The sequence below is a fragment of the Chitinophaga filiformis genome, from assembly GCF_021646545.1.
GTDB lineage: Bacteria > Bacteroidota > Bacteroidia > Chitinophagales > Chitinophagaceae > Chitinophaga > Chitinophaga filiformis_A.
This window is the reverse complement of sequence record NZ_JAKIRP010000010.1, coordinates 277080-303585: the sequence shown is the minus strand read 5'-3', so window position 1 is coordinate 303585 and position 26506 is coordinate 277080. Positions and strand designations below refer to the sequence as shown.

The 26506-nt window shown below is 44.1% G+C and carries 37 protein-coding genes; 34 read left to right on the top strand and 3 right to left on the bottom strand.

The features are described from left to right. Nucleotides 1-154 precede the first annotated feature (154 nt). Entirely contained in the window at nucleotides 155-2302 is a 2148-nt protein-coding gene (gene fusA, locus L3C95_RS23050) for an elongation factor G (protein ID WP_236391084.1), read from the top strand. A gap of 220 nt (nucleotides 2303-2522) precedes the next feature. Here the strand turns inward: fusA and L3C95_RS23045 are convergent, their stop codons facing one another. Next, nucleotides 2523-2723, bottom strand: coding sequence for a hypothetical protein (locus L3C95_RS23045; protein ID WP_236391082.1), 201 nt, complete (start codon nucleotides 2721-2723; stop codon nucleotides 2523-2525). A gap of 170 nt (nucleotides 2724-2893) precedes the next feature. Between L3C95_RS23045 and L3C95_RS23040 the strand changes: the two genes are divergently transcribed. From L3C95_RS23040 to carA, 33 genes are all read left to right on the top strand, one after another. Continuing rightward, a complete protein-coding gene (locus L3C95_RS23040) occupies nucleotides 2894-3493 on the top strand; it encodes a porin family protein (RefSeq protein WP_236391080.1) in 600 nt (199 codons plus the stop codon). Nucleotides 3494-4809: 1316 nt separating this feature from the next. After that, a complete protein-coding gene (gene rpsJ, locus L3C95_RS23035) occupies nucleotides 4810-5115 on the top strand; it encodes a 30S ribosomal protein S10 (RefSeq protein WP_012789286.1) in 306 nt (101 codons plus the stop codon). Nucleotides 5116-5326: 211 nt separating this feature from the next. Further along, nucleotides 5327-5947: a 50S ribosomal protein L3 gene (gene rplC / locus L3C95_RS23030; RefSeq protein ID WP_176842418.1), complete on the top strand. Its 621-nt coding sequence runs from the start codon at nucleotides 5327-5329 to the stop codon at nucleotides 5945-5947. Nucleotide 5948: 1 nt separating this feature from the next. Then, on the top strand, nucleotides 5949-6587 hold the full coding sequence (gene rplD, locus L3C95_RS23025; protein ID WP_199657757.1) for a 50S ribosomal protein L4: 639 nt from the start codon (nucleotides 5949-5951) through the stop codon (nucleotides 6585-6587). Nucleotides 6588-6643: 56 nt separating this feature from the next. Next, a complete protein-coding gene (gene rplW, locus L3C95_RS23020; protein ID WP_089809394.1) occupies nucleotides 6644-6943 on the top strand; it encodes a 50S ribosomal protein L23 in 300 nt (99 codons plus the stop codon). 85 nt (nucleotides 6944-7028) lie between these two features. Continuing rightward, nucleotides 7029-7862: a 50S ribosomal protein L2 gene (rplB, locus tag L3C95_RS23015; RefSeq protein ID WP_199657756.1), complete on the top strand. Its 834-nt coding sequence runs from the start codon at nucleotides 7029-7031 to the stop codon at nucleotides 7860-7862. Nucleotides 7863-7946: 84 nt separating this feature from the next. After that, the gene (gene rpsS / locus L3C95_RS23010; protein ID WP_089835258.1) at nucleotides 7947-8213 is read left to right on the top strand and encodes a 30S ribosomal protein S19; all 267 of its coding nucleotides are present in this window, start codon (nucleotides 7947-7949) and stop codon (nucleotides 8211-8213) included. Nucleotides 8214-8298: 85 nt separating this feature from the next. Further along, entirely contained in the window at nucleotides 8299-8658 is a 360-nt protein-coding gene (gene rplV, locus L3C95_RS23005; protein WP_236391078.1) for a 50S ribosomal protein L22, read from the top strand. Nucleotides 8659-8701: 43 nt separating this feature from the next. Next, a complete protein-coding gene (gene rpsC, locus L3C95_RS23000) occupies nucleotides 8702-9499 on the top strand; it encodes a 30S ribosomal protein S3 (RefSeq protein WP_236391076.1) in 798 nt (265 codons plus the stop codon). A 41-nt stretch (nucleotides 9500-9540) separates the two neighbouring features. Continuing rightward, nucleotides 9541-9960: a 50S ribosomal protein L16 gene (rplP, locus tag L3C95_RS22995; RefSeq protein ID WP_012789294.1), complete on the top strand. Its 420-nt coding sequence runs from the start codon at nucleotides 9541-9543 to the stop codon at nucleotides 9958-9960. 72 nt (nucleotides 9961-10032) lie between these two features. Next, the gene (rpmC, locus tag L3C95_RS22990) at nucleotides 10033-10239 is read left to right on the top strand and encodes a 50S ribosomal protein L29 (protein WP_110054718.1); all 207 of its coding nucleotides are present in this window, start codon (nucleotides 10033-10035) and stop codon (nucleotides 10237-10239) included. Between the two features lie 62 nt (nucleotides 10240-10301). After that, complete coding sequence (gene rpsQ / locus L3C95_RS22985) at nucleotides 10302-10559, top strand: 30S ribosomal protein S17 (RefSeq protein WP_199657752.1); 258 nt, start codon at nucleotides 10302-10304, stop codon at nucleotides 10557-10559. Between the two features lie 71 nt (nucleotides 10560-10630). Further along, a complete protein-coding gene (gene rplN / locus L3C95_RS22980) occupies nucleotides 10631-10999 on the top strand; it encodes a 50S ribosomal protein L14 (RefSeq protein WP_012789297.1) in 369 nt (122 codons plus the stop codon). Between the two features lie 159 nt (nucleotides 11000-11158). Further along, nucleotides 11159-11497 (top strand): 50S ribosomal protein L24, encoded by a 339-nt coding sequence (gene rplX / locus L3C95_RS22975; protein ID WP_106604075.1) that lies wholly within the window; start codon nucleotides 11159-11161, stop codon nucleotides 11495-11497. Next, nucleotides 11497-12072, top strand: coding sequence for a 50S ribosomal protein L5 (gene rplE, locus L3C95_RS22970; RefSeq protein ID WP_236391074.1), 576 nt, complete (start codon nucleotides 11497-11499; stop codon nucleotides 12070-12072). The genes rplX and rplE overlap by 1 nt, the downstream gene beginning before the upstream one ends. 72 nt (nucleotides 12073-12144) lie before the next feature. Further along, nucleotides 12145-12414 carry a 30S ribosomal protein S14 gene (gene rpsN / locus L3C95_RS22965; protein ID WP_199657750.1) on the top strand — a complete coding sequence of 90 codons (270 nt, stop codon included), beginning with the start codon at nucleotides 12145-12147 and terminating at the stop codon, nucleotides 12412-12414. Nucleotides 12415-12540: 126 nt separating this feature from the next. Further along, on the top strand, nucleotides 12541-12939 hold the full coding sequence (gene rpsH / locus L3C95_RS22960) for a 30S ribosomal protein S8 (RefSeq protein WP_199657749.1): 399 nt from the start codon (nucleotides 12541-12543) through the stop codon (nucleotides 12937-12939). Between the two features lie 150 nt (nucleotides 12940-13089). Beyond that, on the top strand, nucleotides 13090-13644 hold the full coding sequence (gene rplF, locus L3C95_RS22955; protein ID WP_236391072.1) for a 50S ribosomal protein L6: 555 nt from the start codon (nucleotides 13090-13092) through the stop codon (nucleotides 13642-13644). Nucleotides 13645-13730: 86 nt separating this feature from the next. Beyond that, the gene (gene rplR / locus L3C95_RS22950) at nucleotides 13731-14084 is read left to right on the top strand and encodes a 50S ribosomal protein L18 (RefSeq protein ID WP_089835441.1); all 354 of its coding nucleotides are present in this window, start codon (nucleotides 13731-13733) and stop codon (nucleotides 14082-14084) included. Between the two features lie 38 nt (nucleotides 14085-14122). Beyond that, nucleotides 14123-14641: a 30S ribosomal protein S5 gene (gene rpsE, locus L3C95_RS22945; protein ID WP_106604070.1), complete on the top strand. Its 519-nt coding sequence runs from the start codon at nucleotides 14123-14125 to the stop codon at nucleotides 14639-14641. Nucleotides 14642-14710: 69 nt separating this feature from the next. Further along, a complete protein-coding gene (gene rpmD / locus L3C95_RS22940) occupies nucleotides 14711-14896 on the top strand; it encodes a 50S ribosomal protein L30 (RefSeq protein ID WP_089835247.1) in 186 nt (61 codons plus the stop codon). 111 nt (nucleotides 14897-15007) lie between these two features. Next, nucleotides 15008-15454 carry a 50S ribosomal protein L15 gene (gene rplO / locus L3C95_RS22935; RefSeq protein ID WP_089835246.1) on the top strand — a complete coding sequence of 149 codons (447 nt, stop codon included), beginning with the start codon at nucleotides 15008-15010 and terminating at the stop codon, nucleotides 15452-15454. 175 nt (nucleotides 15455-15629) lie between these two features. Beyond that, complete coding sequence (gene secY / locus L3C95_RS22930; protein WP_236391070.1) at nucleotides 15630-16973, top strand: preprotein translocase subunit SecY; 1344 nt, start codon at nucleotides 15630-15632, stop codon at nucleotides 16971-16973. Between the two features lie 119 nt (nucleotides 16974-17092). Next, on the top strand, nucleotides 17093-17893 hold the full coding sequence (gene map / locus L3C95_RS22925) for a type I methionyl aminopeptidase (RefSeq protein ID WP_236391068.1): 801 nt from the start codon (nucleotides 17093-17095) through the stop codon (nucleotides 17891-17893). A gap of 115 nt (nucleotides 17894-18008) precedes the next feature. After that, entirely contained in the window at nucleotides 18009-18227 is a 219-nt protein-coding gene (gene infA / locus L3C95_RS22920; protein WP_012789309.1) for a translation initiation factor IF-1, read from the top strand. 26 nt (nucleotides 18228-18253) lie between these two features. Further along, nucleotides 18254-18370 (top strand): 50S ribosomal protein L36, encoded by a 117-nt coding sequence (gene rpmJ / locus L3C95_RS22915; RefSeq protein ID WP_012789310.1) that lies wholly within the window; start codon nucleotides 18254-18256, stop codon nucleotides 18368-18370. Nucleotides 18371-18406: 36 nt separating this feature from the next. Further along, nucleotides 18407-18787: a 30S ribosomal protein S13 gene (gene rpsM, locus L3C95_RS22910; protein WP_089835243.1), complete on the top strand. Its 381-nt coding sequence runs from the start codon at nucleotides 18407-18409 to the stop codon at nucleotides 18785-18787. Between the two features lie 92 nt (nucleotides 18788-18879). Continuing rightward, nucleotides 18880-19281: a 30S ribosomal protein S11 gene (gene rpsK / locus L3C95_RS22905; RefSeq protein ID WP_110054730.1), complete on the top strand. Its 402-nt coding sequence runs from the start codon at nucleotides 18880-18882 to the stop codon at nucleotides 19279-19281. A 161-nt stretch (nucleotides 19282-19442) separates the two neighbouring features. Further along, entirely contained in the window at nucleotides 19443-20048 is a 606-nt protein-coding gene (gene rpsD / locus L3C95_RS22900; protein WP_236391066.1) for a 30S ribosomal protein S4, read from the top strand. 126 nt (nucleotides 20049-20174) lie between these two features. After that, the gene (locus L3C95_RS22895) at nucleotides 20175-21170 is read left to right on the top strand and encodes a DNA-directed RNA polymerase subunit alpha (protein WP_089835240.1); all 996 of its coding nucleotides are present in this window, start codon (nucleotides 20175-20177) and stop codon (nucleotides 21168-21170) included. 69 nt (nucleotides 21171-21239) lie between these two features. After that, the gene (gene rplQ / locus L3C95_RS22890; protein ID WP_236391064.1) at nucleotides 21240-21722 is read left to right on the top strand and encodes a 50S ribosomal protein L17; all 483 of its coding nucleotides are present in this window, start codon (nucleotides 21240-21242) and stop codon (nucleotides 21720-21722) included. A gap of 171 nt (nucleotides 21723-21893) precedes the next feature. Beyond that, entirely contained in the window at nucleotides 21894-22721 is an 828-nt protein-coding gene (locus L3C95_RS22885; RefSeq protein WP_236391062.1) for a hypothetical protein, read from the top strand. A gap of 95 nt (nucleotides 22722-22816) precedes the next feature. Continuing rightward, nucleotides 22817-23926 (top strand): glutamine-hydrolyzing carbamoyl-phosphate synthase small subunit, encoded by a 1110-nt coding sequence (gene carA, locus L3C95_RS22880; RefSeq protein ID WP_149695111.1) that lies wholly within the window; start codon nucleotides 22817-22819, stop codon nucleotides 23924-23926. Nucleotides 23927-24523: 597 nt separating this feature from the next. On the opposite strand, the gene L3C95_RS22875 is transcribed toward carA, so the two are convergent. Together L3C95_RS22875 and L3C95_RS22870 are read right to left on the bottom strand one after the other, a co-directional pair. Then, on the bottom strand, nucleotides 24524-25750 hold the full coding sequence (locus L3C95_RS22875) for a pyridoxal phosphate-dependent aminotransferase (protein ID WP_236391060.1): 1227 nt from the start codon (nucleotides 25748-25750) through the stop codon (nucleotides 24524-24526). A 159-nt stretch (nucleotides 25751-25909) separates the two neighbouring features. Beyond that, nucleotides 25910-26302 (bottom strand): DUF1573 domain-containing protein, encoded by a 393-nt coding sequence (locus L3C95_RS22870; RefSeq protein ID WP_236391058.1) that lies wholly within the window; start codon nucleotides 26300-26302, stop codon nucleotides 25910-25912. Nucleotides 26303-26506: the final 204 nt, after the last annotated feature.

The window sequence follows — 26506 nt, the reverse complement described above, 5'->3', positions numbered from 1 at the left end:
AGTGTAACTTTGCGCCGTTAATCACGGGAGCAAATCCCCTTCTGTAAAGGAATTCTTAAATAACTATCTGGCAAGGCGCCAGGTTTTATTTATTGGTAAAAATCATTTACCTTTGCCCCCCAAATTGCATTAGTAATACAGTCATTTTAATATTATGGCAGACTTAAAATTTCAAAGAAACTTTGGTATTGCGGCGCACATTGATGCGGGTAAAACCACTACCACAGAGCGTATCCTGTACTATACAGGTAAATCCCACAAGATAGGGGAGGTGCACGAAGGTGCTGCCACCATGGACTGGATGGCACAGGAGCAGGAGAGAGGTATTACCATTACATCTGCTGCTACTACCTGTTTCTGGAAATTCCCAACAACCCAGGGAAAGCTTCAGCCAGATACAAAAGAATACAAATTCAACATCATTGACACTCCGGGTCACGTGGACTTTACTGTAGAGGTAGAGCGTTCCCTGCGTGTACTGGATGGTCTGGTAGCATTATTCTGCGCTGTATCCGGTGTAGAACCACAGTCTGAAACTGTTTGGCGCCAGGCTAACCGTTACCGTGTACCTCGTATCGGTTTCGTTAACAAAATGGACCGTGCCGGTGCTGACTTCCTGAACGTGGTAAAACAGGTGAAGGATATGCTGGGTGCTAACCCTGTTCCCCTGATGCTCCCAATCGGTGCTGAAGATACTTTCAAAGGCGTGGTTGACCTGATCACCATGAAAGGTATCATCTGGGACGAAGAAGGTAAAGGTGCTACTTACCAGGAAGTTGAGATCCCTGCTGACATGAAAGATGAGGCAGAGGAGTGGAGAGCTAAACTGGTAGAAGCTGTTGCTGAATACGACGACACCCTGATGGAGAAATTCTTCGAAGATCCAAATTCAATCTCTGAAGCTGAGATCCACGAAGCTATCCGTAAGGCTACTATCGATATCGCTATCATTCCGATGCTGTGCGGTTCTTCCTTCAAGAACAAAGGTGTTCAGAAGATGCTGGATGCGGTTTGCCGTTACCTGCCTTCTCCGCTGGACATCGAAGCAGTAAAAGGTGTTAATCCTGATACTGGCGCTGAGATCTCCCGTAAACCAGATGCAAAGGAACCATTCGCTGCACTGGCGTTCAAGATCATGACCGATCCATTCGTAGGTCGTCTGGCGTTCTTCCGGGCTTATTCCGGTCACCTGGATGCAGGTTCTTATGTACTGAACACCCGTACTGGTAAGAACGAGCGTATCAGCCGTATCATGCAGATGCACGCTAACAAGCAGAACCCAATTGATTTCATCGAAGCTGGTGATATCGGTGCTGCTGTAGGTTTTAAAGATATCAAGACAGGTGATACCCTGTGTCATGAGGACAATCCGATCGTTCTGGAGTCTATGACCTTCCCAGAGCCGGTGATCCACATCGCTATCGAGCCAAAAACTCAGGCGGACATGGACAAGATGGGTATGGCTATCGCGAAACTGGTAGAAGAAGATCCTACCCTGAAAGCAAAAACTGACGAAGAAACCGGCCAGACCGTATTGAGCGGTATGGGTGAGCTTCACCTGGAAATCATCGTTGACCGTATGCGTCGCGAGTTCAAGGTAGAAGTTAACCAGGGTGCGCCTCAGGTTGCGTTCAAAGAAGCATTTACTGCTAAAGTTGAGCACCGTGAAGTGTACAAGAAACAGACTGGTGGTCGCGGTAAATTCGCTGACATCCAGGTTGAGATCGGACCTGCTGATCCAGAATGGCTGAAAGAGAACGATGGTAAGACTTTCCAGTTCATCAACGACATCTTCGGTGGTTCCATTCCAAAAGAGTTCGTTCCTCCTGTACAGAAAGGTTTCGAAAGTGCAATGAACCAGGGTGTACTGGCTGGCTATCCGCTGGACAACCTGAAAGTTCGTCTGTTTGACGGTTCCTTCCACCAGGTTGACTCCGATGCAGTATCTTTCGAGTTGTGCGCAAGAGCTGCTTTCCGTGAGGCTGGCCGTAAGGCTAAACCAGTTCTGCTGGAGCCTATCATGAAAGTTGAAGTACAGACTCCTGACCAGTACATGGGTGACGTAACGGGTGACCTGAACCGTCGTCGTGGTATGCTGGAAGGTATGGAAATGAGAAATGGTGTACAGGTGATCAAAGCTAAAGTGCCACTGAAAGAAATGTTCGGTTACGTAACTCAGCTGCGTTCAATGTCATCTGGTCGTGCAACTTCCATCATGGAGTTCTCTCACTATTCACCTGCTCCGAACAGCATCGCTGAAGAGGAAATAGCAAAAGTGAAAGGTAAAGTGAACGCTGACTAATTATTAGCAGATTCATATCAGAGTTATAAAAAGAAGGGGTGCCTGAAGGCATCCCTTCTTCGTTTACGGCATGTCTGCGCGCCATAGTGTAAGGGCCGGAAATTAATGGGGCAGGCATGCTTCAGAAAGGCATCCCTTTTTGGTTTGCAGCATGTCCGTGCGCATAGTGTAAGGACCGGAAATTAACGGGCCAGGCCTTGCCTCGGAAGGCATTTCTTCTTCATTTACAGCATGTCTGCACACATGGTATGGCCCGTAAAGCAATGGGCCAGGCCTGCTTCCAGCCTGTCTTTCCAGGGAAAATATTGTAGCTGCTGATGCCCGTTGTCCGGGCATTATTTCTTACCTGTGCGCAATGCCGTTGGGTACTGGTGGCTGCTTCCATTGTGTGTTTATCTTTTTTCTCCTCTATTCTATTCATTTTCAATAGCTTTTATTGCCTGAAAGTGCTACGTGGCATTAAATTTGGTAACCCCTTCATATCCCACTTATGTCAATAAGTTATTAAGAGTCATGACTTAACATTTTCACTGCTCCTATGGGCATCTATAATTTTTGATGGCAGCTATTTATCAATTTAAAATTCAGAACATGAAAAAAATTCGTCTATTAACCCTTGTGCTGACTGCATCATTATTGGGCACAACCGCAGTCGCGCAGACGCAACAAGGTAACCTCATGGTAGGATCCGACATTACTGACTTAGGCTTTAATTTTCAAAAGGAGAGTACCATTTTCCATTTCAACCTGAATCCTAAACTGGCTTATTTTATCAAGGACGATCTTGCATTGGGAGGTTATGTGAATTTTGGTCTTCAGACCACCGGAGGCAATGGAACGGATGTGAATTATGGTATTGGGGCATTGGCCCGGTATTACATTCACGATGCGAATGTGCGCAAGCTGGAGTTTTCGAAGCGTGTACGTTTCTTTGGAGAGGCGAATGCGGGATTTGGGGGCAGTAATCCGGCGAATGGTGCTTCGACTAATGGTGTTCAGTTGGGGATAGGGCCGGGATTATCTTATTTTATCACGCCTAATGTGGCATTGGAGGGTTTATTGAAGTATGATGTGATTATAGGCGGGGGTAATTCGACCACGTCACATCAGTTGAATCTGGGTTTAGGCTTCCAGATTTTCCTGCCAACGGCGCGGGCGCGGGCGATCATACAGGAAGAGAGGGGGAAGTAATGTGAGGAGAGCGGGCTGGCATGCTGTCTGAACAGTTTGAATGAACTGGTTGCTAATGAATACAAATGAATGAGAGTTGAATAGTGATCACACTTTACCTTTATCTGGTTCGCGGGGGACGATGTTACTGCGGACTGGAGTTTGCCGAAAACCATATAGAGTAGGCGTGACACCCCTTAAATTCAGTTTTATGACAGCTGCTATTCTCGCTGCAATCCTTGCATTTGTGAACACGATCTTACGTGCTGTGTAACACACGGGCATTATTATTTAAAATGTTTAAGCCCTGGCAATTTGCCGGGGCATTTTTTTGCAAGGTGGTTGGCTGCCGCAGCGGTGACAAAAAGCAGCGGACTTATTTAGTAGTGTGTACGAACTGAACAGAATGACATAACTGATTGAAGATGAATGAAAGTGAATGTTTTAATGTTATGGTGAGCCTTTAAATTCGCGGCGGGATTAGATGATCATCACCTTTGGGATTACCGAAAACCAAGAAGAGAGTAGGTATTAATCAACAATCTAAGTAAATGGATCTGTTAAATCAGTTACTGGCAACACTTATTGCGTTCCTGAATTCTTTATTAGGCGGCCTGTAAAGTTAGGTTTCCTTGTTCCCCAGGAATCCGTTCAGCAGCCACGAGGCTGAACGGTTCCAAGTTATTGGAGCTCTCCGGTTGGGGAGCTCTTTTTATTTGTACTGGAGACCACTATTCCTGTTCATTATTAGCCCTTTTGTTCATTTTCTGTTCAGTCTTTCCATCTATACGAACCGACTGATAATGAATGAAATGAATGGATGTTATTTCCGGGCATGCGCTTAACTTAGGCCCATGCTCCATTAAGTGGTCTGCATTTGGGATTGCCGAAAACCAAGAAGAGAGTAGGCATCACCTTATGGAAAACCTTTTTCAACAACTATGGATTTAATAAACCAGTTATTGGCTTTAGGTCTTAGCTTGCTGAATTCTTTGTTGGGGAATTTACCCATCTGAGGTTTGACAGGTTGAGAAATATTGCTTATTGCATTCCCAGACAGGACAGGCCACCGGTTCCCCGGAGGCCTGTTTTTTTATGGCGGTTATGGGATTACATTGTCTTTGGCAGCCTGTACAATGATTTTTTTGGTATTTAATTGAAAAACAGTATTTTGCTGATCCTCGCTATACTTCTTTGTGTAATATGAAAGGCTGTCCCGGCCTCATATTCACAGTTCCTGATTTATTTTTCCACAAATTATTTGTGAAGTAAAAAAAAACGGGTTACCTTTGCCCTCCCAAATTGTAAGGGTAAAAACAAGAAGAAGTTCATTGCATATGTCTCAGAGAATTAGAATCAAGCTGAAGTCCTACGATCATAATCTGGTAGATAAATCTGCTGAGAAGATCGTTAAAACCGTGCGTAACACGGGCGCCGTGGTAACAGGTCCAATTCCTTTACCAACCGAAAAGAAAATTTTTACGGTGCTGCGTTCACCGCACGTTAACAAGAAGGCACGTGAGCAATTCCAGCTGTGCACGCACAAGCGTCTGTTGGATATCTACACTTCTTCTTCTAGGACAGTAGACGCGCTGAGTAAGCTCGATTTACCTTCCGGTGTGGAAGTTGAAATCAAGGCGTAGGACATCGGCAGGTGGGCGAAAGGTCTGCCTGATTTGATTTAATATGACTGGTTGTTGCCTGGCAGAGGGGTTGAATCACCTTTGCCGGTCAGATAACAACACTCAACGAAATATAGGCCATGCCTTCTGGGTGGCCGCCCAATAAAGCATTTAAACCGCCCATCCTGGGGATAGCAAGATCCACCCCCAGGCGCTGGGTAAAATATATATAATAATGAAAGGTATTATTGGTAAAAAGATCGGCATGACCAGCATCTTCGAACCGAATGGTAAGCAGACTGCTGTTACCATCATCGAGGCCGGTCCTTGCGTTGTAACTCAGGTAAAGACAGTAGAAACTGATGGGTACAACGCTATTCAAGTTTCATTTGGTGAGAAGAAAGAAAAGAACACTCCCAAAGCTGAACTTAATCACTTCGCGAAAGCAAGCACCTCCCCTAAAAGATTTGTAAAAGAGTTCCGCAACCCGGATGTACAAAAAGCTCTTGGTGAGACCATTACCACCGAAATATTTGCAGAAGGAGAAACTATTGAAGTAGTAGGTACTTCAAAAGGTAAAGGTTTCCAGGGTGTTGTAAAGCGCCATGGATTCTCCGGTGTGGGTGAAGCTACACACGGTCAGCACGACAGAAGCAGGGCTCCTGGTTCTGTGGGTGGTTCCTCTTATCCTTCCCGCGTTTTCAAGGGTATGCGTATGGCTGGTCAGACCGGTAACGAACAGGTGAAAGTGAAAGGTCTGAAGATCCTGAAGATATTCCCTGAAAAGAATTATATCCTGGTAAGTGGTTCCGTTCCCGGCCACAATGGTTCAATCGTTTTAATCCAGAAGTAACATGCAAGTTGATATTTTAAATAAAGAAGGTAAGAAAACCGGCAGGACTATTGAGCTTCCTGAGGAAATTTTCGGTGTGGAGCCTAACAACCACGTTATTTACCTGGCTGTAAAACAGTATCTGGCCGCTCAGCGTCAGGGTACTCATAAGGTTAAGACCAGAGCTGAAGTGAAGGGTGCTTCCCGCAAACTGCACAAACAGAAAGGTACTGGTGGTTCCCGTAAAGGTAACATCCGTAACCCGTTGTATAAAGGTGGTGGTACCATTTTCGGTCCTAAGCCACACAGATATGATATTAAGCTGAACAGAAAGGTGAAAGATCTGGCTAAGATCTCTGCCCTGTCTACCAAAGCTAAAGAGAACAGCATCATCGTACTGGAAGATCTGAACCTGGATGCACCTAAAACCAAACAGTTTGCAGGTATCCTGGCTAATCTGAATGTAAATGTAAACGGCCGTAAGACTTTATTCGTACTGCCTGAGTACAATGATAATGTTTACCTGTCTCTGAGGAACATTCCTACCGTTGATAGTGTAATGCTGAGCGATATCAATACTTATGATATCATGAACAGCAACTACATCGTTCTCACGGAGAGTGCTGCTAAGATCTTCACTGAAGAGCCGGTAGAAGCTTAATTGTCAATATTACAAAAACACAGCTTGCGGGCAACCGCAACTCAAAGCTATAAAAGATGAGACTTTCAGACGTTTTAATCAAACCGGTGGTAAGTGAAAAGGTGAACAAAGCCACTGATAAATTCAACCGCTACTACTTCATCGTGGATAAAAAATCCAACAAACTGGAGATCAAAAAAGCAGTGGAAGAATTTTACGGTGTAACCGTAGCTGAAGTGAATACTGCCGTAATGCCGGGTAAGGCTAAACAGCGCTTTACTAAGGCTGGCTTCATCGCTGGTAAAAAACCTTCTTACAAAAAGGCGGTTGTTACACTGGCTCAGGGAGAAACTATAGATCTGTATGCTAACATATAGTGCTCATTCCTGTTAACTACAGGATGATGGATGTATATGCAGATCACTTTTTATAATAGAAACTAGTTAAACACGACACTAGATCATGGCACTGAAGAAATACAAACCGATGACAGCCGGTACCCGTTGGAAAATAGGCAACGCGTACGCAGAGCTGACCACGGATACTCCTGAAAAAAGCCTGCTGGAGCCTGTTAAGAAATCCGGCGGTAGAAACGTACAGGGTAGAAGGTCTATGCGCTACATTGGTGGTGGTCACAAACAACACTACCGTATCATAGATTTCAAACGTGATAAACACAACATTCCGGCTACAGTTAAGACTATCGAATACGATCCAAACCGTAGCGCATTCATCGCTCTGCTGAACTATGCAGATGGTGAAAAACGTTACATCCTGGCTCCTCAGGGTCTGCAGGTAGGTGCTACCGTACTGAGCGGTCCTGATGCAGCTCCGGAAGTTGGTAATGCACTGGTGCTGAAGAACATGCCACTTGGTACTGTTGTTCACAACATCGAGTTACAGCCTGGTAAAGGTGGTGCTATCGCGAGAAGCGCCGGTACTTATGCTCAGCTGTCCAACAAGGAAGAAAAGTATGCCGTACTGAAAATGCCTTCTGGTGAACTGCGTAAAGTGTTGATCACTTGTGCTGCAACTGTAGGTACTGTTTCCAACTCAGATCACGCGCTGCAGTCCATCGGTAAAGCAGGTGCTAACCGTTGGAGAGGTATCAAGCCTCGCAACCGTGGTGTGGCGATGAACCCAGTGGATCACCCGATGGGTGGTGGTGAAGGTAAATCTTCCGGTGGTCACCCAAGATCCAGAACAGGCAAATATGCGAAAGGTCTGAAGACAAGAAAGCCGCATAAGAGCTCTGATAAACTGATCATCAGCAGGAAAAACGGTAAGAAATTATAAAACTTAACGCCTTAACAGTTCCGCTGACGCAGAGAACGCAAAAGCGGAACTGGTAAAGCGGATCAGGAATAAAAACAACAAGACATGGGTCGTTCCATAAAAAAAGGTCCTTACGTTGACCAGAAATTAGAGCAGAAAGTTGAGAAAATGAATGAAGGCACCAAGCGTACTGTTATCAAGACCTGGAGCCGTCGTTCTACTATCACGCCTGATTTTGTAGGCCACACATTTGCGGTACACAATGGTAACAAGTTCATCCCTGTATACGTGACTGAATTCATGGTTGGTCATAAACTGGGCGAATTTGCACCTACCCGCAACTTTAAAGGACACGCTAACAAGAAAATGTAGTAAATCGTTTGAAGTTTAAAGTTTGAGGTTTTGATTCACCTCTAAACCCAAACTTCGAACCTCAAATCACAAATTATAATAGAAAATGGAAGCAGTAGCTAAGCTTAACAATAATCCTACATCTACCCGCAAAATGCGTTTGCTGGCGGATCTGATCCGTGGTCTGGATGTAGAAAAAGCTCTGAATATTTTGAAATTCCATCCTAAGCATCCCAGCGTTCCGTTGGAAAAACTGCTGTTGTCTGCCGTTGCTAACTGGAAAGTGAAGAACGAAGGTACAAGAGCGGAAGATGCTAACCTGCATGTTAAAACCATCTTCGTTGATGGCGGCCGTATCCTGAAGAGAATGCGTCCAGCGCCACAGGGTAGAGGTTATCGTGTTCGCAAGAGAAGCAACCATGTAACAATCGTTGTTGACAGCCGTCCTGCAGTGGAAGCAAAATAAAAGAAACTAAAACTATTTATCTAATAGACAAATAAACCAGAACATGGGTCAGAAAACAAATCCTATTGGTAACAGGTTAGGTATCATCAGAGGATGGGACTCCAATTGGTATGGCGGCAAGAAGGACTTTGCTGGCAAACTGATCGAGGATAACAAGATCAGAACTTACCTGAATGCCCGTATCAACAAAGGCGGCATTTCCAGAGTAGTGATTGAAAGAACTTTAGGTAAACTGATCATCACCATTCATACATCTAAACCTGGTATCATCATAGGTAAAGGTGGTGGAGAGGTAGACCGCATCAAGGAAGAGCTGAAGAAACTGACAGGAAAAGAAGACGTACAGATCAACATCCTGGAGATCCGTCGTCCGGAAATAGATGCAAACATCGTAGCTGAAACCATCGCCAAGCAGATCGAAAGCCGTATCAACTATAAACGTGCGATCAAAATGGCTATCGCGACTGCGCTGAGAATGGGAGCTGAAGGTATCAAGGTTAAAGTAGGTGGCCGTTTAGGTGGTGCTGAAATTGCCCGTTCAGAAGAAATGAAGCAGGGTCGTGTACCTTTGCACACTTTCCGTATGGACATCGATTATGCTTCTCTGTTCGCACTGACTGTATATGGTAAGATCGGTATCAAGGTATGGATCTGTAAAGGTGAAGTACTGGGTGAGCGCGATCTGAATCCGAACGCTATTTCTGCTAAAGACGGTGAAGGCCGTACAGGTGGTGGCGAAAGAAGAGGTGGCGATAACCGTGGTGGTGAAAGAAGAGGCGGTGACAACCGCGGCGGTGGCGAAAGAAGAGGTGGTGACAATCGTGGTGGTGGCCGCAGATAAGCTTACTTAACAATTAACATTAACAATTAACTAATACCAAGATGTTACAGCCAAAGAGAACGAAACACAGGAAGATGCATAAAGGCCGCATCAAAGGTAACGCTAAGCGCGGCGCGGCGATTTCCTTTGGTAGTTTCGGTCTGAAAGCATTAGAACCTAAGTGGATCACCGACAGGCAGATTGAAGCTGCCAGGGTGGCTCTGACCAGGCATATGAAACGTGAAGGTAACGTGTGGATCCGTATATTCCCGGATAAATCTATTACCGCCAAACCACTGGAAGTGAGGATGGGTAAAGGTAAGGGTGCTCCTGACCATTGGGCTGCAGTAGTGAAACCAGGCCGTATCTTATTTGAAGCGGATGGTGTTCCTTTACAGGTAGCTAAAGAAGCAATGGAGCTGGCTGCACAGAAACTGCCAATCAAAGTGAAATTTGTAGTGCGTCCCGATTACGTTGCATAATCCGGCAACCTGCAGGAATGCAAACGCAACGAGAGATAACTATAAACGATAAACCAGAAATTTTATAAAACAATGGCAAAAGATAAGCTGGATCTGAAAGGTTTAAGCGACCAGGACCTGAGAGAGAAAATCTCTGAGGAACAATTACGCCTGAAGAAAATTACATTCAGTCATGCAATTACGCCGATCGAGAATCCAATGAGCATCCGCTCTCTCAGGCGTCAGATCGCACAGCTGAAAACCGAGCTGCGCAAAAGAGAACTGGGCGCACAAGCCTAAATAATAAAATTCATTAATCCTGTCGTGAAAGCGGGAGGGTTGAAGAGTAAATACTTTCAACAATGATCGAAAGAAAATTAAGAAAAACCAGGATTGGTGTGGTATCCAGCAACAAGATGGAGAAAACTATCACTGTAAGCGTTGAGCGTAAGGTGAAACACCCTATCTATGGTAAGTTCGTTAAGAAAACTACCAAGTTCATGGCGCACGACGAGAAAAACGAGTGCAGCATTGGCGATACCGTTAGAATCATGGAAGTTCGCCCTCTGAGCAAGAACAAATGCTGGAGACTGGTAGAAGTTATCGAAAAAGTAAAATAATTATGTGTTTCAAGCTCCTTCCGGCAATCCCGGGTTGAGCCGCTGACTAAACAACTTACAAATCTCATAAGATGATACAACAAGAATCAAGGCTGAATGTGGCTGATAACAGCGGTGCCAAAGAGGTACTGTGTATTAGGGTATTAGGCAACTCAGGCCAGGATTACGCTAAAGTGGGTGACAAGATCGTTGTGACTGTGAAGGATGCAATCCCAGGTGGTGGCGTAAAGAAAGGTATGGTAACCAAAGCTGTTATCGTAAGAACAAAAAACAAGCTGCGCCGTAAAGACGGATCTTACATCCGTTTTGACGATAATGCCGTTGTATTGCTGAACAACTCTGACGAGCCACGCGGTACCCGTATTTTCGGTCCGGTTGCCCGTGAGCTGCGCGATAAGGGATACATGAAGATTATCTCTCTGGCTCCCGAGGTGCTGTAAATCAAAGCATTATAGAGAGTTGAAAGCATAAAGCCAAAAGTTACAACCTTTAGGCTTTGTGCTTTCAGCTTAAAAGCATATCTTTGCAGCCCGTTTCAAAAACGACAATATTAATCAAGCGAAGCAGGTGTTTCGCTTGGCGTTTTAAATAAACAAATAATGAAAACGAGATTCAAGCCTAAGTTCAACATTAAGAAAGGCGACACGGTAGTGGTGATTGCCGGTGATGACAAGGACAGGACCAAGCCCCGCAAGGTGCTGGAAGTGATTCCTGACAAGGCACGCGTTCTGGTAGAAGGTGTGAACATCATCACCAAACATACCAAACCAACTGCTCAGAACACCAAAGGTGGTATCGTTAAGCAGGAGGCTCCTATCGCTATTTCTAATGTAATGTTATGGGATGCTAAGGCTGGTAAACCTACCAAAGTAAGCAGGCAGCGTGATAACGGTAAATTAGTTCGTATAGCTAAAAAATCAGGGGAGGTAATTAAATAATGGCAAACACTACATATACACCCAGACTGCAGGCTAAATACCGTACTGAAGTAATTAGCGCACTGCAAAAGAAATTTAACTACAAAAGCGTAATGCAGGTACCCCGTCTGGTTAAGATCTGTCTGAACCAGGGTATCAATGGCGCTGTTGGAGATAAAAAGCTGGTAGATATTGCTGTTGACGAGATGACCCGTATCTCTGGTCAGAAAGCAATCGCTACTATGTCCAAAAAGGATATCTCTAACTTCAAACTGAGGAAGAACATGCCGATTGGCGCCCGCGTAACACTGCGTGGTAACAATATGTACGACTTCCTGGATCGTTTGATCGCAGTTTCCCTGCCTCGTGTACGTGACTTCAAAGGTGTGAATGAAAAAGCTTTCGATGGCCGCGGTAACTATACCCTGGGTATCACTGAGCAGATCATTTTCCCTGAGATCGATATCGATAAAGTAACAAAGATCTCCGGTATGGATATCACTTTTGTTACTACGGCTAATACCAACGAAGAAGCTTATGAGCTGCTGAAAGAACTGGGTATGCCGTTCAAGAATATCAAAAAGGATAATCAATAATATCTGATAGCAAATTCCAATCCCTGAAAGGGTTTGGAATTTGGAATTTATAACTGGAATCATAAACTTAACATGGCAAGAGAATCCGTAAAAGCCCGTGAGAGGAAGAGAGCTGCACTGGTTGCTAAGTTTGCAGAAAAGCGTGCTACCCTGAAAGCAGAAGGTAACTACGCTGCACTGGACTTACTTCCAAAGAATGCATCTCCTGTTCGCCTGCACAACAGGTGTCAGCTATCCGGCCGTCCAAGAGGTTACATGCGTCAGTTCGGTATGTGTCGTAACATGTTCCGCGACCTGGCCCTGGCTGGTAAAATCCCTGGCGTAAGAAAAGCAAGCTGGTAAGCCAACACCAGTTCCCGAATACCTGTAAAACAGTACTTCAGGACAAACCGGCATTAGTTATTTGATTTTCCTATCTATTACTGATTGGATATCGCATTGTAAAATAGTTTTTAAATTTTAAGAACAATGGTTACTGATCCAATAGCAGACTTCCTGACCAGAATCCGGAACGCGCAAATGGCCAACCACAGGATTGTGGAAATTCCTGCCTCCAAACTGAAAAAACGTATCACCGAGATACTGTACGACAAAGGTTACATCCTGAAGTACAAATTTGAAGAAGATACTAAACAGGGCGTTATCAAGATAGCTCTGAAATATGACCCACAGACCAAAGTACCTGCTATCACTGATATGCAGCGTATCAGCCGTCCAGGTTTACGTCAATATTCTAAGCCAGCTGATTTCAAACGTATCAAGAATGGTTTAGGTGTTGCTATCATCTCTACTTCCAAGGGCGTAATGACCGACAAAGAAGCCAAAGCTCAAAACGTTGGCGGAGAAGTTGTTTGCTACGTTTATTAATATATATGCCCGTTGATGACACAGACTGGTATCCGGTTATGGCTGTCAACAACAGGGAGAAACCAAATGGACCTTCTGACAATTAAGCTTTCTATACGGCGCTGAACACGGAAGAGATCTAATCCAAACATAACAGTAAAAACTGCAATTATGTCTCGTATAGGTAAAAGTCCTATCAAATTGGCCAGCGGTGTAACAGTATCTGTTTCCCCTGCTAATGAGCTGACTGTAAAAGGCCCAAAAGGTGAACTGAAAAGGAACATCGACAGGGATATCAAGATAGAAGTGAAGGATGGCGTTCTGACAGTAGTACGTCCTACTGACCAGATCCGTCACCGTGCACTGCATGGTCTGTACCGCGCACTGATCGCCAACATGGTGACAGGTGTTACAGACGGTTTCAAGAAACAACTTGAACTGGTGGGTGTGGGTTATAAAGCCGCTCACAGCGGTCAGTTACTGGACCTGTCTTTAGGTTACTCTCACAACATCGTTGTTGAGATCCCTAAAGAACTGAAAGTATCTACCCTTACTGAAAAAGGTGCTAACCCTAAGATCATGCTGGAAGGTATTGACAACCAGCTGTTAGGTCAGGTAGCTGCTAAAATCCGTAGTCTGCGTAAACCAGAGCCTTACAAAGGTAAAGGTGTTCGCTACAGTGATGAAGTGGTTCGTAAGAAAGCAGGTAAGTCTGCAGGTAAATAATTTTTAGTTAGCTAATTGGCGGTATCGTCAATTAGCTAATTCAACACCATTCCGGCAGTATCGGAATGAATAAAAATGAAAGAGAAATGAGTACAAAAGTTAATAGGAGACAGAAGATCCGCTACCGCATTCGTAAAAAGGTGGTGGGTGTTGCACAGAAGCCGAGATTATCTGTATTTCGCAGCAATAGCGATATTTACGTGCAATTGATAGATGATACCAATGGTGTTACTTTGGCTGCTGCTTCTTCCCGTGATAAAGATATCAAGGCACAGAAAGGTACCAAGAGCGAGAAATCTAAACTCGTAGGTGCTGCACTGGCTACCAAAGCAAAATCATTAGGTATTGAAACCTGTATTTTTGACCGCGGTGGTTATCTGTATCATGGTCGCGTAAAGAGCGTAGCTGATGGTGCCAGAGAAGCTGGCCTCCAATTCTAATATCGAAATTGATTAAATCGTAATTCGCAAGTAAAAAAATGGCAAAGAATACATTTAATAGAGTAAAGGCCGGTGACCTGGAGCTGAAAGAGAAGGTAGTGGCTATCAACCGTGTTACCAAAACCACCAAAGGCGGACGTACTTTCAGTTTTTCTGCCCTGGTAGTAGTAGGTAACGAGCACGGTGTAGTAGGACACGGTCTGGGTAAGGCTAAGGAAGTGCAGGAAGCTATCACCAAAGGTATCGACGATGCCAAGAAGAACCTGATCAAGGTTCCGGTGATGCACGGTACTATTCCTCACGACCAGTTGGCTAAAGAAGGTGCTGCTAAGGTGCTGATCAAGCCAGCGGCTCATGGTACTGGTGTGATCGCCGGAGGTTCAATGCGTGCCGTTCTGGAAAGCGCAGGTATCACCGACGTTCTGGCAAAGTCCCTGGGTTCTGCTAACCCGCACAACGTGGTAAAAGCTACATTCAAGGCATTAGGCCTCCTGCGTGAGCCGATCCAGATAGCAAAAACCAGAAGCGTATCGCTGAAGAAAGTATTTAACGGATAATAACACTATCCAGTTAGGCAGGACAGGTATTCTGTTCTGGCAAATTGTAAAGTGGCAATTCAAATAACAATGGCAAAGATCAAGATCACTCAAGTTAAAAGTGGTATAGACCGTCCTGAACGCCAGAAACTCACCCTGAGGGCGCTGGGACTGAAAAAAATGCACGCCACTGTAGAAGTGGAAGCTACTCCCCAGATCCTGGGTATGGTGCGTAAAGTGAATCATCTGGTAAAAGTTGAAGGAGAACAGGCGTAATAAATTTTATTACCCGGGAAATAATCCTACATTTATATCCGAAGATTTACGAATAACATTTTACATTTTAAAGCGAGCGGTTAATTTCCGCGTAAGTAAAAACAATTAGAAATGAATCTGCATACGTTACAACCTGCAAAGGGTTCCGTACATAAAGAGAAGCGCCTTGGTCGTGGTGAAGCATCCGGTAAAGGTGGTACATCTACAAAAGGTAATAAAGGTGGTCAGTCACGTGCTGGTTATCAGAGCAAAAGAGGTCACGAAGGTGGTCAGATGCCAATTCAGCGTCGTATGCCTAAACGTGGTTTCAAGAGCTTAAATCCTACTGAATACCAGGTATTTAACATCGGTCAGATCGATCACCTGGTTGAAAAATATGGTCTGCAGGACTTCTCTCTGGAAAACCTGTACATGAATGGGTTGATCAACAGGACCGCGAAAGTGAAGATCCTGGGTCAGGGAGAACTGAAGGCTAAAGTAACCGCAAAAGTGAATGCGATCAGCGAAAAAGCCAAGCAGCTGATAGAAGCAGCGGGTGGAACGGTAGAGCTGGTATAAGATTTCACGACTGAGGAGACGCCTACGGAGTAGTGCGTCTTTTCACATTTTATCAAGCCAGAGAAAACAACACAAATCCCGGCCAGAGTTACTGGATAGCAGCTAATGCAGGTTCGGAATTTGGTCTCGCCTGAGGGGCGGGATGAAATTTTGAATATTAAACATTCATCTTCCTGTGAAGAAATTTATCGAAACGATTAAGAATATCTGGAGCATCGAGGATTTGCGTAACCGCATTCTCACCACATTGCTTCTTGTCCTCATCTATCGTGTAGGATCCTATATCGCGTTACCCGGTATCGATGCCAACAGTTTGGGTATGGGAGAGTTTGCCAACAAGTCAGAGAAAGGTATCCTGGGACTGTTCAATATGTTTGCTGGAGGTTCATTCTCCAGGGCGTCCATTTTTGCCCTTGGCATAATGCCCTATATCTCTGCATCCATAGCCATACAACTGCTTACAATTGCCGTGCCTTATTTTCAGAAACTCCAGAAAGAAGGCGAAAGCGGTAGGAAAAAGATTAATCAGTACACCCGTGTACTGACAGTAATAGTAACCGGTTTCCAGGCGAGCGCATATGTTGCCTTCCTGAAACAGCAATCTGCCGGTTCCATTATTCCTGAATATGGTTCTGCCTTCTTCTGGCTGACCACTACCATCGTACTTACAGCAGGTACCCTGTTTGTAATGTGGCTGGGAGAAAAAATCACAGACAAAGGTATCGGTAACGGTACGTCTATTATAATCATGGTCGGCATCCTTGCCCGTCTGCCACAGGCTATCATCCAGGAGTTCTCCTCCAGGAATGCCCAGAGCAACGGTGGCCCGATGCTGTTCCTGATAGAGCTGGCAGTGTTTGTTCTGATCACTATCGGTCTGATCCTGCTGGTGCAAGGTACCCGTAAGATCCCTGTAAACTACGCAAAACGTATAGTTGGTAACAAACAGTTTGGTGGTGTACGCCAGTTCATTCCGCTGAAAGTAAATGCTGCCGGTGTAATGCCGATCATCTTTGCCCAGGCGATCATGTTTATTCCGGCTACAGCGATTGGTTTTGCTACAGACAGCGGATCCGGATTCATCCGTATCTTCAGTGATCACACCAACGGCTGGTACAACCTGATCTACGCTGTACTGGTAATAGTGTTCACTTACTTCTATACTGCATTGATATTCAATCCGACCTCTATGGCGGATGAAATGAAACGTAACAATGGTTTCGTTCCGGGTGTTAAGCCTGGTAAGGCTACTGCCGACTATATCGGCGCCGTAATGGATCGTATCACGCTGCCAGGCGCATTCTTCCTGGCACTGGTAGGTATCCTGCCTGGTATAGCAGCAGCGGTGAATATCAACAGCAACTTCGCTACCTTCTTCGGAGGTACATCTCTGCTGATCATGGTGGGCGTTATCCTGGATACGCTCCAGCAAATAGAAAGCCAGCTGCTGATGCGCCATTACGATGGGCTCATGAGCACAGGTCGGATTAAAGGAAGAACAGCTCCGGCTAACGTCTGATTAATCCAGGCTACCTGGTATAAAAGCCACAGAAGCATAAGACCAACAGAGTCGTATCTGATGGTTTTATGCTTGCGTGGCTTCATCTTTTAAGTACTTTCCAACCCGCTTTTTTTAGTATGGTGCATTATAAAACGAAGGAAGAAATTGAGCTGATGCGCAAAAGCGCATTATTGGTGAGTGCTACATTGGAAGAAGTGGCTAAGCATCTGAAACCGGGAATGTCCACCCTTGATATCGACGCTATAGTGGAGAAATTCATCGTGGCAAACGGGGCGGTGCCATCTTTCAAGAACTACAGGGGATTTCCAAAGAGCTGCTGTATTTCTGTGAATGCCGAGGTGGTACATGGTATTCCAAATTCCTACGTGTTACAGGATGGAGACATTGTGAGCGTAGATGTAGGTGTATTATTGAACGGATATCACGGCGACAGTGCCTATACATTCGCCATTGGCAATGTGAAACCGGAGGTGCTGGCGCTGATGAAGGCTACTAAAGAAGCCCTTTATAAAGGTATTGAGAAGGCTGTAGCGGGTAACCGTATCGGTGATATCGCTCATGCCATCCAGGAACATACGGAAAAGCAACGTGGTTATGGCGTGGTGCGTGAGCTGGTAGGACATGGCCTGGGCCGTAATCTCCATGAAGATCCACAGGTTCCTAATTACGGGAAGCGTGGAAGTGGTCCGATCATGAAAGAAGGATTGGTGATCGCAATTGAGCCGATGATCAACCTGGGGGTAAAAGAGGTAGAATACATGGAAGATGGGTGGACGGTGATCACCCGCGATGAGAAGCCTTCCGTTCATTTTGAGCATAACGTGGCGGTAATGAAGGGGAAACCTGACATACTTTCGTCTTTTGAGGGGATAGAGAAGGCTGAAAAAAATAATTCAGCATTGAACTCAAGCTATTGATAATTAATGAGTAAGCGTGAAATTGAAATATTATCCACAATTAATTATTCACGTTTATTTGATTAATTTTTCTTTTTCTTAAGATTTCGCTATCTTTGCAGTCCTAAAAATTTTTATGGCAAAACAGGCACTCATTAAACAGGATGGAATAATACTAGAAGCCTTGTCTAACGCTATGTTCCGAGTTAAGTTAGAGAACGGGCACGAGATTTTAGCTACCATTTCTGGGAAGATGAGAATGCACTATATCCGCATCCTGCCTGGTGACAAAGTGGGGGTCGAGATGAGTCCATACGATTTGAGCAGAGGCAGAATAATATTCAGATATAAATAATAATACAGACTTATAACTTATAACTTATGAGGGTAAGAGCTTCCATAAAAAAAAGAAGTGCAGATTGTAAAATTGTGCGCAGGAAGGGTAAATTGTTGGTGATCAACAAAAAGAATCCCCGTTTTAAACAACGTCAGGGATAATCAATTAATACATAACAAGTAAATTAAAATACAAATATGGCACGTATAGCCGGTATCGATCTTCCTAAAAATAAACGTGGAGAAATTGGCCTGACCTACATCTTTGGTATTGGTCGTTCTACCGCTCAGTATATTCTGGAGAAGTCTGGTATAGACTTGAACAAGAAAGTTAAGGATTGGAACGATGATGAGCAGGCTGCTATCCGTAACATCATTAACAGTGAGTTTAAGGTAGAAGGTCAGCTGCGTTCTGAAGTACAGATGAATATCAAGCGTTTATTGGATATCGCTTGTTATCGCGGTCTTCGTCACAGGAAGGGCTTACCGTTGAGAGGCCAGCGTACCCGTACCAATAGCCGTACCCGTAAAGGTAAACGTAAAACGGTTGCAGGTAAAAAGAAAGCGCCTAAGAAATAAACTTGATAATACAAATAACAAGTTCCGGTTTCCAGTAGTCGTATATATGGCAAGAGGAATCTGGAACCTGGAACCTGGAATTTTATATAATTATGGCAAAAGCAACAAATACAAAAACTGCTGCTAACAAAAAGAGGGTAGTTAAAGTAGATAACTACGGTGATGTACACATCTCTGCTAGTTTCAACAATATCATCATCAGCATTACCAACAAGCAGGGTCAGGTTATTTCCTGGTCAACTGCAGGTAAAATGGGCTTCAAGGGTTCTAAGAAGAACACTCCTTATGCAGCTCAGCTGGCTGCTTCTGACGCTGCTAAAACAGCAATGGAAGCAGGTCTGAAAAGAGCAGATGTTTTTGTAAAAGGCCCTGGTGCTGGTCGTGAGAGTGCTATCCGTGCTATCGCTAACTCCGGTATCGAGGTTAACATGATCAAAGACGTTACTCCTTTACCTCACAACGGTTGCCGTCCTCCTAAGAAGAGAAGGGTATAGGATCGATATAATTTGCGGTATTTCGAAAGTGGAGAGTTGGACTTAGCTTCCGCTTCCTGCTTTCGAATTGCCGTTTAAGACTTTTATTAATAATGGGTGTATGATCAGGTTTAAGATTTTTTAAAGATCATATACCGGAACTAAAAAATCTAACAAATAACATGGCAAGGTATACAGGACCAAAGACCAAGATCTCCAGAATTTTTGGAGAACCGATTTTAGGAAACGGTAAGTATTTAGGTAAGAACAGCAACCCTCCGGGTCAGCATGGTGTAACCCGTAAGCGTAAACAGCTGGGTGAATACGCGCTGCAGCTGCGTGAAAAACAGAAAGCGAAATACACTTATGGTGTACTGGAGCGTCAGTTCGCTAATCTGTTCGTTGAGGCTAACCGTCGTAAAGGTGTTACCGGTGAAGTATTGATCAAATTACTGGAGGCTCGTCTGGATAACGCGGTATTCCGTCTTGGTATCGCTCCTTCCCGTCCTGCTGCCCGTCAGCTGGTTTCTCATAAACACATCACTGTTAACGGTGAAGTAATGAACATCCCTTCTTATCAGCTGAAACCAGGTGATATCATCGGACTGAAACCATCTGCAGCAACTAACACTGCTATTACCAGCAACATTCGTGGTAAGAATCCTAAATTCAGCTGGCTGGATTGGAATGAGAAAGAAATGAAAGGTACTTTCATTGCATATCCAGAGAGAGAGAGCGTTCCTGAGAACATTAAGGAGCAGCTGATCGTAGAATTGTACTCTAAATAATAATATGTCTTTAGCCGTTAAGCATGGGTCATTAGTTGCCGACGTAATAATTTTACGTAGGTTACTAAGGGCTGCATGTTAATGGCTAAAGGCAGTTTTACATAAACAATTAAACTTAACATATCAATGGCAATTCTGAATTTCCAAAAGCCTGATAAGATCGTTTTGCAGAAGTCTACTGACTTTGAAGCTCAATTCGAATTCCGGCCGTTAGAACCGGGTTATGGGGTGACTGTGGGTAACGCGCTGCGTCGCGTGCTGCTATCGTCTCTGGAGGGTTATGCCATTGTGGGAATAAAGATAGAAGGTGCAGATCACGAGTTTGCAACTTTAAAAGGAATCACTGAAGACGTAACTGAAATCATCCTGAACCTTAAGCAGGTGCGTTTCAAACGTATCGTTGAGAACGAAGTTAGCAACGAAAAGATTCAGATTTCTATTAAAGGAAAAACTGAGTTCCGCGCTGACATGATCGAAAAAGCTACCAGTGCTTTCCAGATCATGAATCCTGAATTGCTTATCTGTACGCTGGATCCATCTGCAAAGCTGGACATTGAGCTGACTATCGGTAAAGGCCGTGGTTATGTGCCAGCTGAAGAGAACAAACCTAAAGATGCCGTTTTCGGTTACATCGCTATCGACTCTATCTTTACGCCTATCAAGAACGTAAAATATAGCATCGAGAATACCCGTGTGGAACAAAAGACTGACTATGAGAAGCTGATCATGGAAGTGATCACAGATGGCACCATCCACCCGGAAGAAGCTGTAAAACAGGCTTCCCGCATCCTGATCCAACACCTGATGATCATCACTGATGAGAACATCAGCTTCGATACTAAAGACACTGAGAAAGAAGATGTTGTAGACGAACAGACACTGCAGCTGCGTAAGATACTGAAAACGCCGCTGGAAGATCTGGATCTGAGCGTTCGTGCTTTCAACTGTCTGAAAGCTGCTAAAATCAACTCCCTGAGCGAACTGGTACAGTACGAACAGGAAGAGCTGATGAAGTTCAGAAACTTCGGTCAGAAATCCCTCAGCGAAATTGAGCAGGTACTGAACGAAAGAGGTTTACATTTCGGTATGGACCTGTCCAAACTGAAGTTAGACGAAGAATAGAAGAATTAATATCTAAATAAGTACCCTGTAATTCCTGACACGGTACAGGGGAATCAAAAACAAAATGTCATGCGTCACGGAGTAAAATTAAACCACCTCGGCAGAACTGCCGCACACCGCAAGAGCCTGATGGCTAATCTTGCAATGGAGCTGATCAAGCACAAACGTATCACTACTACCCTGGCTAAGGCTAAGGCACTGCGTGTATACGTTGAGCCATTGCTGACAAGAGCAAAGAGCGATTCTACCCACAACCGTAGGATTGTGTTCAGCTATCTGCAGGATAAAGAATCCATCAAGGAACTGTTCGGTGCTATCAGCGAAAAGATCGCTAGCCGTCCTGGTGGTTATACCCGTATCATCAAGTTAGGCAAACGTGTTGGTGACAACGCTGAAACTGCGCTGATCGAACTGGTTGACTTTAACGAGATCTACGGTGGTAAAGCTGAGAAAGAAGCAGCTCCTGCCAAGAAAACACGCCGTGCTGGTGGTAGCAAGAAAAAAGCTACTGAAGAAGGCACAGCAGCAACTGAAGAAAAAGCAGCTGAATAGTTTTAGTTTGCTTCAATTCATAGGAATCCCGGAGATTACTCCGGGATTTTTTTTTGCTTGATTTCCAGAGTACTGTAAAACCATAATGTAGATTAATTATATTTTTTTGTAATATCGTGCTTGTATTGGAAATTGTACGGGAAGATCCGTTTAAAAATCGCTCTATATCTTATGATTTACCTGAAATGTAAAAGCTGTGGGCATTACAATGAGCTCAAATCAGAGTTTCTCACCTTTTGCGCTGAATGTGGCAAAAAGTTGCCTGCTAACTATGCTGAATGGAAGCTAAAACGACCTGAAGGAACCTTTGAAGACTTCCAGCGGGAAAAAGGAGTTAAGCCCAAAAAAGCCAGGAAAAACCACCTGGGCGAACTGCAACAAAAGTACTTAGCATGGGCTGGCCGGCGCGGAGCAATCATCACTGTAATACTGGTAATTGGCCTGGCGGCGGTAGCGGGTGGCTATATTGGCAAGCGTGTGGTGTTCAACCTGATTTATCCGAAAATAAATAAGGCATGGCTGTATTCTTCCTGGGAGACGGCGAAAATAGGCAGGCAGACTATTGAAATCAGCACGCCGATGCATCTTGGAGTGAATGACAAGCCACTCGCTCCTGAAGTGGCCCAGTTCGTTGAGTACGCTAAAAGCTACAGGAACAGGGTAGAAGAGGGGATGCAGGTTGAAGTAAATATGTACAGCTTCCGGCCAAATGTCTCCAACGACCTGGAGATTGCAGGGGCTGCCACCGCCAGCGAGATGAAGAAGAATGAGGAGATCTCAGATCTGAAGTATAAGACAGATACCATTATGCAGAGTGGGATGAACGCCCTGCTGCAGGAAGGCAGTTTTAATTACAAGAGCGGTATCAGGCTTTCTTTCTGTAATTTATTACTTGTAAATGGCCCGCATCGTTGGGAAGTAGTAATCCGTTACCGGGAAGATGACACTACTGCTGCTGCGACCGCACATCGTATTATAAAATCGATTCATGTCAAATAATTGAGGGTAAAGATTAACAATTTGTCGGGAGAAATCTCGATTGTTAATCTTTTATTCAATAACTTTGCACGATTTTTTAAAACGAAAAAATAAGCATGCCTCAGACTAGATCGATCCAGCCAGCCATACTGTTGTTAGACGACGGTACGGTATATCAGGGAAAAGCTTTTGGTAAAATTGGCACCGCCGCCGGTGAATTGTGTTTTAACACTGGAATGACAGGATACCAGGAAGTATTTACGGATCCTTCATATAAAGGCCAGGTACTGATCATGAATAACTGTTACGTAGGTAATTACGGCGTGAAGAAAGACGACGTAGAGAGTGACAGTGTGAAGATCAGTGGATTGATATGCAAGAATATTGCTTATAATTATTCCCGTCAGATGGCTGACGGCTCACTGGAGAAGTTCCTGGTTGATAACAATCTTGTGGCTATCTACGATGTGGATACCAGAGCGCTCGTTGCACATATCCGCAGTAAAGGAGCGATGAACTGTATCATTTCTTCGGAGATCCTGGATGTTGAGCAGTTAAAGGCCGAATTGAAGAAAGTTCCTTCCATGGAAGGCCTGGCGCTATGTGCTGAAGTGTCAACGAAAGAAGCCTACAATGTAGGCGATCCTGCGGCTGATATCCGTATTGCGGTGCTTGACAATGGAGTGAAAAGGAACATGTTGAAGTGTTTGTCCGAAAAAGGTGCTTACCTGCAGGTATTCCCTACAGATACAGCTTTCGAGGAGTGTGAGAAGTTCAAACCACATGCTTATTTCATTTCAAATGGTCCTGGTGATCCTGCGCCACTGAAATATGCAGTAGATACGGTTAAAAAGATCCTGAATGCCAACAAACCAATGTTTGGTATTTGCCTCGGACATCAGTTGCTGGCGCTGGCCAATGATATTCCTACCTACAAAATGCATCATGGTCACCGAGGTTTGAACCATCCGGTTAAGAACCTGGCGACAGGACGTTGTGAGATCACCACTCAAAACCATGGGTTTGCTGTAGATCCAAAAGCGATAGCTGCGAGCCAAACGGTAGAGGTGACGCACGTCAACCTGAATGATTCATCAATAGAAGGTATCCGTATTAAGAACAAACCGGCATTTTCGGTACAATATCACCCTGAGTCCACTCCGGGGCCATATGATAGTCGTTATCTGTTCGATGACTTCTTTAATATGATTAAAGAGAACATGTAATCTTCTTTAGATAAATTGAAAGAGGCGGTCCTGGTTACAGGCCGCCTCTTTTTTTATATAGATTTTTAAAGGTTAAAGCAGGGATTGGAGATTTATGATTTTCTTTAATCGTTGATTATCAATATTATTTGAGGGTATTGGGCAAAAAAATACGGCTCTGTGATCAGAGCCGTTTGCCTTTATAAATTCCACGTTATGAAAAACTGATACAAAAATACGGTATTTAGCTAAAACGTTTTAGTATATCTTAAACTTTTTTACAAAAAGTTGATAATTCCTTTCTGAATGTTAATAACTCAAAGTTCAGAATTATAAAACGCTTCCTGAAATTATTAAGGTTAAATTTATGCTAAACAAGGTTTCGTTATCTCTTCTCTTCCATTCCCTTCGACCTGTTCAGGTGCCTTTCGCAGTTCAAAGATACAAAGAAAATTAACGTAAAAAACATTTTTCTTACTAAAAATCGAATCTTGACGAAAAATGTTGTACATATTATTTTTCTTAATGTAAAAAAAGAGCGTTTTTTGGACCAAAATGTAAAAAAAGGCGATAATCATATTATATGTACTTATTTATAATATGATTATCTCACACCTTCTATATCTTTCCCTCCAGTAGTTCTTCCTTTATAGCTACCCTTCCAGGATAAACTTCCAGTGCCTTCGCCAGGCAGATCATAGCCTTTTTAAGGTCTTCCTTATTCAGTACGTATGCTAACCGGACTTCATTGGCCCCCAATCCTTTCGTTGCGTAGAATCCTGTAGCAGGAGCCAGCATTACCGTCTGCTGTTCATGAGAGAAGGATTCCAGCAGCCATTGGCAGAACTTATCAGCATTGTCAATGGGTAATCTTGCTATTGCATAGAATGCGCCACCCGGGTTAGGACAGAATACGCCTGGAATATCGTTCAGCATCTTTACCAGTATATCCCGGCGCGCCTGGTATTCGGCCTTTATTCCATCAAAATAATCCAGTGGAAGATCTACTGCCGCCTCACCTGCGATCTGGGCAAAAGAAGGTGGGCTAAGCCTTGCCTGGGCAAATTTCATGACAGCATCAAGCACTGTCTGATTTTTCGTAACAAGGGCGCCAATTCTTCCGCCGCAGGCACTGTAGCGCTTGGAGATAGTATCCATGAGAATAACATGATCTTCCAGGCCTTCGAGGTTCATTGCGGAAAAATGCTCTCCTGTATAGCAAAATTCTCTGTATGCTTCATCAGAGAACAGATAGAGGTTATGTTTCAAACACAGCTCCTTTAGCACGGAAAGTTCTTCCTTGCTATACAGATAGCCGGTGGGATTATTGGGATTGCAGATCATTATCGCTTTGGTCCGTGGCGTGATTGCCTGTTCAAAAGCATCCATGGCTGGCAAAGCAAATCCGCTTTCTATGTTAGCTGTTATAGTACGTACATGGATTCCGGCTTCAACCGCAAAACCATTGTAGTTGGCATAAAATGGCTCTGGTACGAGTACTTCATCTCCTGCATCCAGGCAGGCCATGAAGGCAAAAAGAATGGCTTCTGAGCCACCTGTAGTAACAATGATCTGCTGGTGATTCAGCTTGATGCCAAACCGCTCGTAGTAAGTAACCAGTTTACGACGGTAACTTTCATTGCCTGCGCTGTGGCTGTATTCAAGTACTTTGAACTCTGAGTGGCGTACAGCATCCAGTACTGGTTTTGGTGTTTCAATATCCGGTTGCCCGATATTGAGATGATAGACTTTGGTTCCCTTCTTTTTAGCTGCTTCCGCATAAGGGACCAACTTCCTGATAGGAGAAGGAGGCATTTGTTCCCCCCTCTTACTAATGGTAGGCATAAATTGTCTTGATTTTGAGTATACAAAGGTAGTTGATATTAGGGGATATGCGGGCGAAGTCCAGCGTGGAATCTGTCAGGGCTGCAATAAAAAGGCCTTACAGCTCCAGCTGCAAGGCCTTTTTATATCACTTATACGGGTAGTATCTGTATTGATTGATTAGTTTTCAACAGTACCAGTCAGGTGCAGTTCTTTATCCTGATCAACACCTTTTAATCTTACCCAAACAGTCTTATTCTGCTGGCCTACGCTGTTTGCGGAATAGTTGGCAGTGATTTTACCTTTTTTACCTGGCAGGATTGGTTCTTTAGTCCAGCTAGGAGTGGTACAACCACAGCTTGCACGTGCTGTTTCGATCAAAACAGGTTCTTTTGTAGTATTGGTAAATTCGAAATCAACTGATACTGGTTTATTCAGTTTAGTTTTACCAAAATCGATAGTTTCCTGTTTGAATTTCACTTTGGCATCAACAGGGTTGCCGGTCTGTGTTTGCGCCCAGAGAGCAGTGGTTAACAGCATGCTCGCAAATAGGGATAAGATGAATTTTTTCATGTATAATGTGGTTTTAAAACGATTGGTTAAAAAATAGATCATCGTTTAACTTAATAACAAATTTACAGCCAAAATTAATGCAGCACTAAAGAATTTATTAAAATCTTATTAAAAAAAATCAAATTATTTTACGCGTTACATTTTCAAACGTTTTGCAACTGTATAATTAACTATAATTAACCTTACTTTTGTACTTTAACCAAG

Bases quoted from the DNA above. Each gene is read 5' to 3' on its own strand.
- fusA (WP_236391084.1), top strand. From the start codon at position 155: ATGGCAGACTTAAAATTTCAAAGAAACTTTGGTATTGCGGCGCACATT.
- L3C95_RS23045 (WP_236391082.1), bottom strand. From the start codon at position 2,723: ATGAATAGAATAGAGGAGAAAAAAGATAAACACACAATGGAAGCAGCC.
- L3C95_RS23040 (WP_236391080.1), top strand. From the start codon at position 2,894: ATGAAAAAAATTCGTCTATTAACCCTTGTGCTGACTGCATCATTATTG.
- rpsJ (WP_012789286.1), top strand. From the start codon at position 4,810: ATGTCTCAGAGAATTAGAATCAAGCTGAAGTCCTACGATCATAATCTG.
- rplD (WP_199657757.1), top strand. From the start codon at position 5,949: ATGCAAGTTGATATTTTAAATAAAGAAGGTAAGAAAACCGGCAGGACT.
- rplW (WP_089809394.1), top strand. From the start codon at position 6,644: ATGAGACTTTCAGACGTTTTAATCAAACCGGTGGTAAGTGAAAAGGTG.
- rplB (WP_199657756.1), top strand. From the start codon at position 7,029: ATGGCACTGAAGAAATACAAACCGATGACAGCCGGTACCCGTTGGAAA.
- rpsS (WP_089835258.1), top strand. From the start codon at position 7,947: ATGGGTCGTTCCATAAAAAAAGGTCCTTACGTTGACCAGAAATTAGAG.
- rplV (WP_236391078.1), top strand. From the start codon at position 8,299: ATGGAAGCAGTAGCTAAGCTTAACAATAATCCTACATCTACCCGCAAA.
- rpsC (WP_236391076.1), top strand. From the start codon at position 8,702: ATGGGTCAGAAAACAAATCCTATTGGTAACAGGTTAGGTATCATCAGA.
- rplP (WP_012789294.1), top strand. From the start codon at position 9,541: ATGTTACAGCCAAAGAGAACGAAACACAGGAAGATGCATAAAGGCCGC.
- rpmC (WP_110054718.1), top strand. From the start codon at position 10,033: ATGGCAAAAGATAAGCTGGATCTGAAAGGTTTAAGCGACCAGGACCTG.
- rpsQ (WP_199657752.1), top strand. From the start codon at position 10,302: ATGATCGAAAGAAAATTAAGAAAAACCAGGATTGGTGTGGTATCCAGC.
- rplN (WP_012789297.1), top strand. From the start codon at position 10,631: ATGATACAACAAGAATCAAGGCTGAATGTGGCTGATAACAGCGGTGCC.
- rplX (WP_106604075.1), top strand. From the start codon at position 11,159: ATGAAAACGAGATTCAAGCCTAAGTTCAACATTAAGAAAGGCGACACG.
- rplE (WP_236391074.1), top strand. From the start codon at position 11,497: ATGGCAAACACTACATATACACCCAGACTGCAGGCTAAATACCGTACT.
- rpsN (WP_199657750.1), top strand. From the start codon at position 12,145: ATGGCAAGAGAATCCGTAAAAGCCCGTGAGAGGAAGAGAGCTGCACTG.
- rpsH (WP_199657749.1), top strand. From the start codon at position 12,541: ATGGTTACTGATCCAATAGCAGACTTCCTGACCAGAATCCGGAACGCG.
- rplF (WP_236391072.1), top strand. From the start codon at position 13,090: ATGTCTCGTATAGGTAAAAGTCCTATCAAATTGGCCAGCGGTGTAACA.
- rplR (WP_089835441.1), top strand. From the start codon at position 13,731: ATGAGTACAAAAGTTAATAGGAGACAGAAGATCCGCTACCGCATTCGT.
- rpsE (WP_106604070.1), top strand. From the start codon at position 14,123: ATGGCAAAGAATACATTTAATAGAGTAAAGGCCGGTGACCTGGAGCTG.
- rpmD (WP_089835247.1), top strand. From the start codon at position 14,711: ATGGCAAAGATCAAGATCACTCAAGTTAAAAGTGGTATAGACCGTCCT.
- rplO (WP_089835246.1), top strand. From the start codon at position 15,008: ATGAATCTGCATACGTTACAACCTGCAAAGGGTTCCGTACATAAAGAG.
- map (WP_236391068.1), top strand. From the start codon at position 17,093: ATGGTGCATTATAAAACGAAGGAAGAAATTGAGCTGATGCGCAAAAGC.
- infA (WP_012789309.1), top strand. From the start codon at position 18,009: ATGGCAAAACAGGCACTCATTAAACAGGATGGAATAATACTAGAAGCC.
- rpmJ (WP_012789310.1), top strand. From the start codon at position 18,254: ATGAGGGTAAGAGCTTCCATAAAAAAAAGAAGTGCAGATTGTAAAATT.
- rpsM (WP_089835243.1), top strand. From the start codon at position 18,407: ATGGCACGTATAGCCGGTATCGATCTTCCTAAAAATAAACGTGGAGAA.
- rpsK (WP_110054730.1), top strand. From the start codon at position 18,880: ATGGCAAAAGCAACAAATACAAAAACTGCTGCTAACAAAAAGAGGGTA.
- rpsD (WP_236391066.1), top strand. From the start codon at position 19,443: ATGGCAAGGTATACAGGACCAAAGACCAAGATCTCCAGAATTTTTGGA.
- L3C95_RS22895 (WP_089835240.1), top strand. From the start codon at position 20,175: ATGGCAATTCTGAATTTCCAAAAGCCTGATAAGATCGTTTTGCAGAAG.
- rplQ (WP_236391064.1), top strand. From the start codon at position 21,240: ATGCGTCACGGAGTAAAATTAAACCACCTCGGCAGAACTGCCGCACAC.
- L3C95_RS22885 (WP_236391062.1), top strand. From the start codon at position 21,894: ATGATTTACCTGAAATGTAAAAGCTGTGGGCATTACAATGAGCTCAAA.
- carA (WP_149695111.1), top strand. From the start codon at position 22,817: ATGCCTCAGACTAGATCGATCCAGCCAGCCATACTGTTGTTAGACGAC.
- L3C95_RS22875 (WP_236391060.1), bottom strand. From the start codon at position 25,750: ATGCCTACCATTAGTAAGAGGGGGGAACAAATGCCTCCTTCTCCTATC.
- L3C95_RS22870 (WP_236391058.1), bottom strand. From the start codon at position 26,302: ATGAAAAAATTCATCTTATCCCTATTTGCGAGCATGCTGTTAACCACT.